The following is a 10877-nucleotide window of genomic DNA, read 5'->3' on the forward strand; positions in this document are numbered from 1 at the left end:
ACAAGCATCCATTTTTTGTTCGACTATTTTCTGTGTAATGTCCGAAAAGTAAACAAAGTGCTTAGCCCTACCATCAAAAGAACCCATATTTTAAACTATTTTGATGATATTTAAGAGGTTATCAGGATTTAGTGCTGCCGAAACGCCATACACATTAATAAATATTTGCCGCGGTTTAGCTGCTTGACCTATTTTCACTTGGCCATCAACAATCGTTATGATAGGAATATGATATGTCGAGGAGGCGCCTATGGATCATGAACCACATTCAAGCTGAACGAGACTTATTAATCGTAAAATCAATGCAGCGTGAACTTGATATCATTACGGCTGCGTTGATTCTAACGGGGCAATTGACGATGAATCAAATTTTGATTGAACCAGGCGGCTTCACTTTAACGATTGGAGGTCCTTTAACAGGGAGAGAGCGTTCAGAGGGGAAAAATGGAAATAAAGCGCTCAGCTTTGTCATCGATGTGTTGGATATTATTCTTGTCATCTTGCTATTGACTGACAAAATTAATGTCCTAGGCATTTTTATTTCTCATGGTGGATTTAGCTTAACGGTTTCCGGGCCCATATTTGGGGTGCCAAAGAGTGAGGTAACTTTACCTGGAACGAAGAAGATCTTTAATGAATTTCATGAAATTGTCTCCAACCATTATAAAATAGAGCCGGAGCTCATAAACAAAATAAGAAAGGAGGGTCAATCATGGCTTTAACGGATATACCTACGGTTAGACCTTCGAGCGGAACCATTTTCCTTATTGCCCTTCCGATTGTGATTTTTATATTTTTCTTCACACAGCCGAAAAGCAGTGATGTGGTGTAAAGAGTCACAATTATAAAAAGAGCCAAATAAAAAAGCAAGTCATATATGACCTGCTTTTATTTACGATCTATATTCTATATTTAATTCAGCAGCAAGTTAGCCTCTTCTAGCGCCTCTTCCGCCACGCTTTGATTCAGTGTTACGTTTTAGAGAAGATAAGCGGTCTTCACTATCCTTTAAAAACCGAGCCATTTTTGACTCAAAAGATTCTTTAGTAGCACGATTATCATTTGTTTTTCCTTGACGAGAACGACCTGGTCCTCTCGAATCGCCACCTCTAAAGCTTTTTTCTGGTCGAGTGCTTCTTTCAGGTCTGTCTACAGCCTTCTTAATTGAAAGACCAATCTTGCCATCCTTTTCAACGTTGATGACCTTAACCTGTACCTCATCACCGACTTTAAGATGATCGTTGATGTCCTTCACATAATTGTCTGCAACCTCACTAATATGAACAAGACCTGTTGAGCCCTCTGACAATTCTACAAATGCCCCAAAATTAGTAATGCCTGTTACTTTTCCTTGTAACTTGCTGCCTACTTCGATTGACATAAAAAAAATTTTCCTCCTTAAGAATTTAAAAAGTGATCCTTGGGTCAATTTCTTACGATCCAACCAGCAAAATAAAAAAATGAAATTGATCTCTACTATATATTATACAGAAAAGCAAAAAAGAGTGTCAATAAACCTTTCTATTCGGCGGTTTTTTCCTCTTTTTCCTTTGGAATGTTAAAAATAATTTCACCTTGCTCAGATAGGAAATAGTCCTTTCTAGCTAGCTTGGCTATGTATTCATCATCATTTAATTTGACGATTTCTTCCTTGAGGATCGTTTCCGTTTTCTGTAAACCCTTAAGCTCTGTCTTCAATTGCTTCTGCTCTTCCTTAATCTCCTCCAGAGAGGAAGCCTGCGAAACCAGGGCCGAAATCATAAAATAGGAGGTAGCCGCTGCAAATAAGAAGAAAACCATTAATCTCCGAATAATTAACTTCTTTCGCTTAGCAACGTACATTCCATGGCGTTCATGCTGCTTCACATAGCTTGACTGTATTTTGGTCACGCTTCGATTCTTGATTGCACTCACTAACGCCCCTCCTTCCTTACTCCTTCTTTTTCCAATTGGAAATTCGCTTTATTAATGTATTCTTGATTCTATAGAAAAGTCCTGCACCATTATTATACAATTTCTCGAGGATTTTTTTAATCCCTTTCGGCAAAATATACCAAATAAGCATTCCAATCCACTCTAATGGCTTTAATAGTACTCTTAATAGGAATAATAGTACCTTATAAATCCCTTGTGCAAGGGCTAAAAGTCCTTTTCCGAGCATGATTGTTAGAGAAATGAGGAAAAGGATAAGTGAATAAATCGGTTTATAAATAAGAATCTGAAAAACTCTAACAAAAAACCGATAAATAGAGATTATCATGGAAATGACAATCTCTAATAATCGTAAATACGCCCCCTTGAGGAGACTCTGATAGGCGGCGAACCCACAAAGAAGGGCGATAAAAATGTAGAACCTCAATTCGCCTTTATTCACTAAAAATAGAACATAAAATATCGATAAGCCCTGTAGCAGCCAAAAGAAGACATCATTGCAAAAAACGATCCAGCTTTTTCGCTTTGTCCGTTTTAGAAAGCGATTGTAGGTATCTAAAGCCGCCCCAAAGCAGCTCCCCATCCCCACCATCGCCAGCATGGTCATGAATTGTGTCGATAATGTCATCGGAACAACTTGCTAAAGAAGCCCTTAGCCTTCTCCCCATGCTGATCATCTAAATAAACAAGGTCAAAGACCTTTCCCTTTATCGACACAATGCCTTTGTCGACATCTAGGTTTTTCATTTGCAGATTTTGTCCTCTGATTGCTAAAAAGCCCATCACAGTTTCCAGCAAAAACTCTTCATTATCAAAGCTTTCGACCTGCTTCACACCGGTAATATCGAGCAACTTTCTCCCTCTCATGACCACATCATGCTCATGCGCGGTTCCTTTTGCTGAATTTGTATCGTAGTATTGGCTCATCCTAGATATCCCTCACTTTTCCCAAATGCACTTTTGTACAAGTGTATGAAGGAAAGAGAGGGAATAGAACAAGCTATTTGGAGCTAATATTGTCTTCTGTGCTATCGATCCTGTCCTCACGAATGACGGTATACATATTGGCAGCTTCCTCTTTTCTCGTTGTCTCTTGTAGACGCTCCACTTTGACGGTGACACGTTTTTGACCAAAGCGAATGGCTAGCTCATCCCCTACTTTCACGACCGAGCTAGCTTTTGCCACCTGACCATTGATCGTGATTCTCCCTTGATCACTCACTTCCTTTGCCAATGTTCTTCTTTTAATTAATCTCGAAACCTTTAAGAATTTATCCAATCTCATCCTTCACGCACTCTCCCTTATTCATAGTCCCTTCTTTTTTGCCTCATTCCAAAAATGGTCCAATTCCATTAGACTAAAATCCTTGAAGTCCTTCCCGCTTCTGTTCACACAATCCTCCACATAGGAAAATCGTCGAATGAATTTCTGATTGGTCGCTAGTAGCGCTTCCTCTGGATTAATTTGATGGAAACGAGCCACATTAATCAAGGCAAAGAGAATATCTCCAAATTCCTCTACGGATTGATGTGGGTGGTTCTCCCTAACCTCCACTTCAAATTCCTGCATTTCTTCCTTTACCTTATCCCAAGCCTCCTCAACCTTCTCCCAATCAAAGCCAACCTTTGCCGCTTGCTTTTGGATCTCAAACGCTCTTAAGGTGTTCGGAAGATGCTTCCCTACTTTGTCTAAAAGGGTTTTTTCTACTTCCTCCCCTTTTTCTTCCTTCTTAATTTCCTGCCAGTTCTTGACTACCTCGTCTGCGGTGTCAGCCTCTTTGTCTCCAAAAACATGAGGATGTCTTCGAACCATTTTAGCACTGATGGATTCAATCACATCATTAATGGAAAAATAACCGTCATCCTCCCCTATTTGCGCATGAAGCATGACTTGAAGTAAGACATCCCCCAGCTCCTCGATCATGTGGTCATAGTCTTCCTCCTGGATCGCTTCAATGAGCTCATAAGCCTCCTCAAGCAAATACTTCTTCAGTGAATGGTGAGTCTGTTCCTTATCCCATGGACAGCCATTTGGTCCACGAAGCTCCGCAATAATTTGACGCAGCTTAGAAAATTGCTTATATAATACAACCTCATCCGAAACAGGTGGAACATAGACAGAGGTTAGGTTATTGAGCGATACTTCTCGATCAAGCTCGAATAAAGGAACCCTTTGAACCCTTTCCTCCTTGCTCCCCGCCGCTGTGACAATATAGACCTCATATTCATCTGGCAGCAATTCCATCAAGGTAAGCTTGACCTCCGATGCCATGAAGGTGTCGTATACCTGTCCAATAATCATATGCTGCCTGACCTCTATTTCGTCTCTCCTAAGACTAGTAGCATCGAGAAGTTGAAAGCCTTCAATTGGATCTATCTGAACTGCCTGAAAGAGTGGGTCAAGAAAGCTTTGTCCCCCACCTATTTCTACCTCAATCCCATGTTCAGCCGCTCTTTCTAACAAGATTTGAACCGTTCTTTCCGCAACAAGGGGATGTCCTGGAACTGCATAGACAATCGAATCCTTTTTAGCATATCTAAAAAGCTCGGCACAGATCTCCTCATAAACCTCTTCAAAGGAATCAAATTGTTCATATATTGAATCAAAGGATTGAAATTCCAACCCTTCTTTCCCTAATTCATAAATAACGGGATGTTCCTTCGTTCGTAGATAGATATGCTCCCCTTCCTTCAGCAAGCGATAAATTCCTAAAGGGAGCTGCTCTAAATCCCCCGCTCCTAAGCCCATAACAAGTATTTTATTCAAGCCTTCATCTCCTCCTTTTTCCAGGAACTAGGTACAGCAATTTACTTCCAAATGGCAGCAAGGTTAATTCATGAACAGTGAATCCCCTCATTCTAATCACAACAAATAAATAGGAAAGACCGCCAAGCAATACTCCACCCAACGCTTGAATCGTTGCCATGAGCCTTGTATTGCCAAACAAATAAAAAACATTCGAGATCGCCAAAAAGCCTTTTAAAATGATAAACATGGTGACCGCCCCGCAAGTGACCTTCAATAAGAATTTCCAGGATACACTTGGTCTACCAAGAACGAAGTACAACCTTAAGAAAAGCACAATCATGATCATGGCCAATGCACCGATGGATGCTGATGCCGCCCCCATGACCCCATTCGCTGGCACGAACCAAAGATTGAACCCGTACTTAGCTACAAACCCTACCAATATAACAAACGCTGGAAAAAGGGTGTGGCCTAAACCTTGAAGAATGGCAATTAACGTAATAATAAGCGAACTGAGAAGGATCGTACCACTCAAAAGCGCAAGAACCTCGGATCCATCACGGTTTTCAAAAAGCATGATATTCGTTGGTTCGATAATCGTCATGAGCCCTACCGTTGCCCCAAGACCTACTGTCATACTAACACGAAGAGCGAGACCTATTTTTTCAATTAAGGCAGCAGGACTATTTCTTCGTTTTTCACTAGCAATGAGCGGTACTAATGACAGGGACATGGATGTGGCAACAACGGATCCAAGCTGGATAAGGGGTTGTCCACGATCATAAATTCCCTTCAATCCTTTGGCAGCCTCTCCATCCACGCCTGTTGATAAGAGCAAGGAGTAGAGATTCAAGGAATCAGCGAGCTGTAATAACAGTAAAAGCATACCGCTCACACAAACGGCAAATCCTTGGATAAATAGGGTTTTTATCATATTTGCGGCGTCACCTAATGGTAGTGACCTATGTACATTTTTTATCTGAACCGCTCGGAATTCCTTTTTCCACCAAACAAATGTGAGCAGAATCAACAACCCAACTAATCCACCCGTTACCGAGCCAAAAACAGCCCCTGCCCCTACCTCATACATGCTATAATTGGCATTCACAAAAACGTATGCCGTGACTAAAATGGTCCCAACCCTTGCCAACTGTTCTCCCACCTGCGAAAAGGCAGTCGGTACCATATAGCCTGTTCCTTGATAGTAACCCCTCAGAAGAGCAGTGAATGGAAAAATTAGAAACACGACGGCAATGACTCGAATAAGGAGATAAAGATCGGGATCATTCATTCGCTGGGCAACCCATTCGGCCCCAAGAAAAAGGGCAAGAAACATGACAATTCCCAATAAAAATAAATAAACCGCAGATACAACCATTAATTGCTGGATCCCAGCCTGTCCTGAGCGGTTCTTTTGCTCCGCATATAGCTTCGATATAATAACTGGATACCCCGTCGTTGACATTACGAGGGCCACCCCATAAATAGGATACACCTGCTGATAGATATAAAAACCAACATCCCCAACAATATTTTGAAAGGGTATTCGGTAAATCGCGCTTAGTATTTTGATCAAAAGAGCTGCCACGGTCAAAATGAGCGCTCCCCTAACCAATTCCTTTGGCTGGTTCATGGGCTGCACAAGCCCAACCCCTTTCACAAAAGTTAAAATCGAGTGTATTATAGCATAAGACTGGGGCCGTATCCCTAAAACAATAAAAAAAGGTAGCTGGGAGCTACCTTTTTTATGATTCCATCTGTCGAGCTAAAAATCCAGCGGCGGTTTCAACTGCCTTTTGCTCCACTTCACCTAATGAACCCTCTTTAGAGAATATGATAACTGCCCCGATTGGATCTCCGTTAGCAATAATTGGACCAACCGTGTATGAAGTAACGGCTTCTCCAACACCCTCTACTAGAGATATCTCACCTTGGGCAGTTTTGAGTACAGAACTGCGCTCTTCCATTGTCTTTTCCATTAAATCGCTTATATTTTTATTTAGATAGTCCTTCTTTGAACCACCTGCAACGGCAATATAGGCATCTCTATCACAGATTAAGACGGGATTCCCCAAACTATCAAAAAGAGCTTCGGCATATTCTTTGGCAAAATCACTTAATTCGCTAATTGGAGAATATTTCTTCAGGATCACTTCTCCATCGCGGTCAACGAAAATCTCTAGGGGGTCCCCTTCACGAATGCGAAGAGTTCTTCGGATTTCTTTCGGAATCACGACACGACCCAAATCATCGATTCGACGAACAATACCAGTTGCTTTCATCCAATGTTGCCTCTCTTTCATCTGATGATTTTTTTGCACTGACATCGATTTCATTTCATGTGAAATCTTTGCCATGTTTGAACTTAGTATCTTTCATATGGAAAGTTCTATACGCTTTCAATATTTTTTCTCCAAGTGGTGATTTGTTCTTTATAAGGGAAAATATCCCACACCTCTATACCTAATACCCTTGTCTTTACTGGTTGAAACACCATATCATACCTATTTCGGAGAAAAAATTTGGTTGCTCGCATATCTGAACTAACCGTTTTAAGACACGGTTCTTTCCTCGTCTCTTTTTGCAGCTTGGAGACCCTGGATCATCGTAAAAGCGGCTTGGAGCCAATGAGCAACTTCAATTCCTTTAATATGGAGAACAATTTTCAGCTGGTTTCCTTCCATCCCTAAACCAACCATGCGTCGATATTGATTACTTAATTCAAACACCTTTTGTCCATCGATCCGCGTACTTTCCTTTTCTGATAAAAGAATCGTCACTTCATTCTTAGACTGCTTCATCTTTTCGACTCCCACCATCATGGCATGGACCTTAATCTCGGCAATTTGGAATAGATAAGAAACTTCTTCTGGATATTCTCCATAGCGATCCATCATCTCTTCCTGAAGCTCTTCAATATCTTCAATGGAAGATACACCTCGGAAGCGTTTGTACATTTCAATCTTTTGATGGCCATCTGAAATATAGCTGTCCGGGATGTAGGCATCAATTTCTAGGTCGATTTCAACGGATTGCTTCGCTTCTTCTTTTTTTAGTGTTCCTTTCCGCTCTTCAATTGCTTCCTTGAGCATTTGTGAATATAAATCAAATCCGACCGAATCAATAAATCCATGCTGCTGGGCACCAAGAATATTACCAGCGCCTCGAATCGATAAGTCACGCATCGCAATCTTGAAGCCTGATCCTAATTCCGTAAACTCCTTTATCGCCTGAAGTCGTTTCTCGGCAACCTCTGTCAATACCTTATCCTTTCTATACGTGAAGTAGGCATAAGCAACACGGTTCGAGCGCCCAACCCTTCCTCGCAATTGATACAGCTGTGACAGACCCATTCGATCCGCATCAAAGACAATCAATGTGTTCACATTCGGAATGTCTACTCCTGTCTCAATAATGGTGGTACTAACTAGAACATCGAATTCACCCGACAAAAACCCAAGCATGACAGATTCAAGCTCATTTTCTGTCATTCTTCCATGGGCATATGTGACTCGGGCATCTGGAACAAGCATGGAGATTTCCTCTGCTTTCCGCTCTATGTCCTCCACTCTGTTATAAAGGAAATACACCTGACCATTTCTGGCCAGCTCCCGTTCAATCGCTTCCCGTACCAATCCCCCATTATATTCCATCACATAGGTTTGTACCGGAAATCTGTTCTCAGGAGGTGTTTCAATAACAGAAAGATCCCTCACACCAAGCATTGACATATGCAAGGTTCTAGGTATCGGAGTGGCCGTTAAAGTCAGCACGTCGACATTCGTTTTAAGCTGCTTGATTTTTTCCTTATGAGTAACACCGAATCGTTGTTCTTCATCGATGATTAAAAGTCCTAGGTCACGGTAGACAATGTCCTTTGAAAGCAAACGATGGGTTCCAACTACGATGTCAACCGATCCATTTTTCAGACCTGTCATCGTTTCTGTCTGTTGCTTTTTCGTTCTGAAGCGACTCAGTAAGCCAATATTAATGGGATAATCCTGAAATCTTTCCCTCATCGTATCATAGTGCTGCTGTGCAAGAATGGTTGTTGGCACAAGGAAGGCGACCTGCTTTCCATCTGCGATTGCTTTGAAAGCCGCTCGAATTGCGACCTCTGTCTTCCCATACCCTACATCTCCACAAAGCAAACGATCCATCGGACGCTCTTTTTCCATATCCTTCTTAATTTCTTGAATGGAGCGAAGCTGATCCTCGGTTTCTTGATAAGGGAATGTTGCCTCAAATTCTCTTTGCATTTCCCCATCAGGAGAGAAAGCATATCCTTTTGTCGCTTCACGCTCTGCATAGAGCTTGATTAAGTCCTCTGCAATATCCTGAACAGAGGATTCCACCTTCTTCTTAACCTTTTTCCAATCATTTCCGCCTAGCTTGTATATCTTCGGTTCTTTACCTTCTGATGCTACATATTTCTGAACAAGGTCAATTTGCTCGACTGGGACATAGAGCTTATCACTACCCTGATAGCGGATATGAAGATAATCCTTATGAATCCCGTTGATTTCAAGGGTTTCGATTCCCAAGTACTTTCCAATCCCGTGGTTAATGTGAACAACATAATCTCCAACCTTAAGCTCAGAGTAGCTCTTAATCCGCTCCGCATTCGTTAGCTTTTGACGCTGGCGGGATTTCTTCGGCCTCTTATTAAATAGATCTTCCTCTGTGATGACAGCTATTTTTTGAATAGGAAGCTCAAATCCGGTTTGCAGATTGCCCTCCATAATTTGAACCTTGCCTGGTAGTAATGGCTGATCCTTCTGAACAATGGTCGATTCAATTCCATAATCCTCTAGAACACTCTCAAGTTTGTTGACCCGCTTGCTGTCTGCACCGAGAAAGAGGATGGCGTTATTCCCTTTTTTGAGACGTTCAATTTCACTCTTTAACACATGCATTTGTCCATGGAAATTTTGCATCTGCTTACAGGTGATATTAATAATGTTTTGCGGATTTGTATTCGGAACATGTCGCAAAAACAAAGACAAATAAATGATATTATGAGCCGATCTTTGCACCAATTTTTGCAATTGATGTGAAACTTGGACGTTATGAATGATTTTCCCTTCACTTAAAAGATTGGTATACCATTCCGCTTCTTCCTTTTCTAAGGAATCATTCATTTCCTGAACCCTACTAATTTCATCTACGAAAATTAGAGCTTCATTGGGCAAATAGTTCACTAGACTATTAGAGTCTTGGTAGGCAAATGATAGATATTTGAATATTTCCTCTGGTTTCTGATTATTTTGGAGCTGCTCCATTTCATAGCTAATATTTTGCATTAATAAGGCTTTTGCCTTTTCGTCTTTAAGTTTTTTTAGACTATCAGCTAAGCCTGCCTCAAGCTTCGAAGCAACCATCATATGATGCTCGTCTAATAAGGGCATTTCCGTCGCAGGGCCAAATTGTATTTCATTCATCTTCTCTCGAGAACGCTGATCCTCAAGGGAAAAGGAGCGAATCGATTCAATTTCAGTATCAAATAGCTCTATTCGAATCGGATCTGATTCTGTAAGAGGATAAATGTCGATAATTCCTCCTCTTACACTAAATTCACCCGGGGATGTGACCATTTCTGAACGAGCATATCCCATGTCAACTAATTTTAAAAGCAGTTGATCTACTTCTATTTCTTCCCCGACTTTTAAAGTAATTTGTAGCTTCTCCCATAGACTTTTCGGCGGAATGATTTTCCTCAAACCTGAGACAGGCACAATCAAAATCCCGTTTTTCTTTCTGCTCCAATGGTTCAGGACATCAATACGCTGTGCTTTAAGCTCAGGACTTGCTACACTCATTTCTGCTGCAATTAATTCATTTGCTGGATATAGAAATACCTCGTTCTCATCCACAAGCTGAATCAGATCATCATAGAGCTTTTGGGCCTGCAAAAGATTATAAGTAACAATGAATAGGGGTTGTCTTGTTTCGCTATAGATGGATGCCAAAAAGACGGTACGAGCAGATCCAGACAAACCTGCCACCAGTTGCTCCTTTAAGCCCCCATTAATCCCTGCTATAACTGAACGCATATCATCATGACCTGTAAAAAGCTGTTTTAGACCGAACACAAGACTCCTCCTCCCTCGTATAGTAAGTTTAGAATCCTCTTTCGAGGTAATTTCCAGTTCGTTTATTGCTCTTTGATAACTTCATAGATGGTAGTTCAGATAGT

At 41.2% G+C, this 10877-nt stretch carries 10 protein-coding genes; 1 reads left to right on the forward strand and 9 read right to left on the reverse strand.

Annotation, left to right across the window (positions count from 1 at the left end; all coding sequences use genetic code 11):
- Window positions 1-257: 257 nt before the first annotated feature.
- Entirely contained in the window at window positions 258-722 is a 465-nt protein-coding gene (locus tag J2S07_RS19910) for a hypothetical protein (protein WP_307152156.1), read from the forward strand.
- A 206-nt stretch (window positions 723-928) separates the two neighbouring features.
- On the opposite strand, the gene J2S07_RS19915 is transcribed toward J2S07_RS19910, so the two are convergent.
- The 9 genes from J2S07_RS19915 to mfd form a co-directional block, all read right to left on the reverse strand.
- Window positions 929-1381 carry a S1 domain-containing RNA-binding protein gene (locus tag J2S07_RS19915; protein ID WP_307152157.1) on the reverse strand — a complete coding sequence of 151 codons (453 nt, stop codon included), beginning with the start codon at window positions 1379-1381 and terminating at the stop codon, window positions 929-931.
- 140 nt (window positions 1382-1521) lie between these two features.
- Window positions 1522-1914, reverse strand: coding sequence for an FtsB family cell division protein (locus J2S07_RS19920; protein WP_307152158.1), 393 nt, complete (start codon window positions 1912-1914; stop codon window positions 1522-1524).
- Between the two features lie 16 nt (window positions 1915-1930).
- A complete protein-coding gene (gene yabQ, locus J2S07_RS19925; RefSeq protein ID WP_307152159.1) occupies window positions 1931-2560 on the reverse strand; it encodes a spore cortex biosynthesis protein YabQ in 630 nt (209 codons plus the stop codon).
- Window positions 2557-2859 (reverse strand): sporulation protein YabP, encoded by a 303-nt coding sequence (gene yabP, locus J2S07_RS19930; RefSeq protein WP_307152160.1) that lies wholly within the window; start codon window positions 2857-2859, stop codon window positions 2557-2559. The genes yabQ and yabP overlap by 4 nt, the downstream gene beginning before the upstream one ends.
- Before the next feature lie 73 nt (window positions 2860-2932).
- Window positions 2933-3217: an RNA-binding S4 domain-containing protein gene (locus J2S07_RS19935; RefSeq protein ID WP_307152161.1), complete on the reverse strand. Its 285-nt coding sequence runs from the start codon at window positions 3215-3217 to the stop codon at window positions 2933-2935.
- Window positions 3218-3238: 21 nt separating this feature from the next.
- Complete coding sequence (gene yabN, locus J2S07_RS19940) at window positions 3239-4699, reverse strand: bifunctional methyltransferase/pyrophosphohydrolase YabN (RefSeq protein ID WP_307152162.1); 1461 nt, start codon at window positions 4697-4699, stop codon at window positions 3239-3241.
- Between the two features lie 4 nt (window positions 4700-4703).
- On the reverse strand, window positions 4704-6314 hold the full coding sequence (locus J2S07_RS19945; protein WP_307152166.1) for a putative polysaccharide biosynthesis protein: 1611 nt from the start codon (window positions 6312-6314) through the stop codon (window positions 4704-4706).
- 112 nt (window positions 6315-6426) lie between these two features.
- Complete coding sequence (gene spoVT, locus J2S07_RS19950; RefSeq protein ID WP_307152163.1) at window positions 6427-6963, reverse strand: stage V sporulation protein T; 537 nt, start codon at window positions 6961-6963, stop codon at window positions 6427-6429.
- A 270-nt stretch (window positions 6964-7233) separates the two neighbouring features.
- Window positions 7234-10734: a transcription-repair coupling factor gene (gene mfd / locus J2S07_RS19955; protein WP_370872906.1), complete on the reverse strand. Its 3501-nt coding sequence runs from the start codon at window positions 10732-10734 to the stop codon at window positions 7234-7236.
- Window positions 10735-10877 lie beyond the last annotated feature (143 nt).

The organism is Anoxybacillus andreesenii (assembly GCF_030813005.1).
Taxonomy (GTDB): domain Bacteria; phylum Bacillota; class Bacilli; order Bacillales; family Cytobacillaceae; genus Robertmurraya; species Robertmurraya andreesenii.

Coding starts and splice junctions, on each gene's coding strand:
- J2S07_RS19910 (WP_307152156.1), top strand. CDS start 258: ATGAACCACATTCAAGCTGAACGAGACTTATTAATCGTAAAATCAATG.
- J2S07_RS19915 (WP_307152157.1), bottom strand. CDS start 1,381: ATGTCAATCGAAGTAGGCAGCAAGTTACAAGGAAAAGTAACAGGCATT.
- yabQ (WP_307152159.1), bottom strand. CDS start 2,560: ATGACATTATCGACACAATTCATGACCATGCTGGCGATGGTGGGGATG.
- yabP (WP_307152160.1), bottom strand. CDS start 2,859: ATGAGCCAATACTACGATACAAATTCAGCAAAAGGAACCGCGCATGAG.
- J2S07_RS19935 (WP_307152161.1), bottom strand. CDS start 3,217: ATGAGATTGGATAAATTCTTAAAGGTTTCGAGATTAATTAAAAGAAGA.
- J2S07_RS19945 (WP_307152166.1), bottom strand. CDS start 6,314: ATGAACCAGCCAAAGGAATTGGTTAGGGGAGCGCTCATTTTGACCGTG.
- spoVT (WP_307152163.1), bottom strand. CDS start 6,963: ATGAAAGCAACTGGTATTGTTCGTCGAATCGATGATTTGGGTCGTGTC.
- mfd (WP_370872906.1), bottom strand. CDS start 10,734: ATGCGTTCAGTTATAGCAGGGATTAATGGGGGCTTAAAGGAGCAACTG.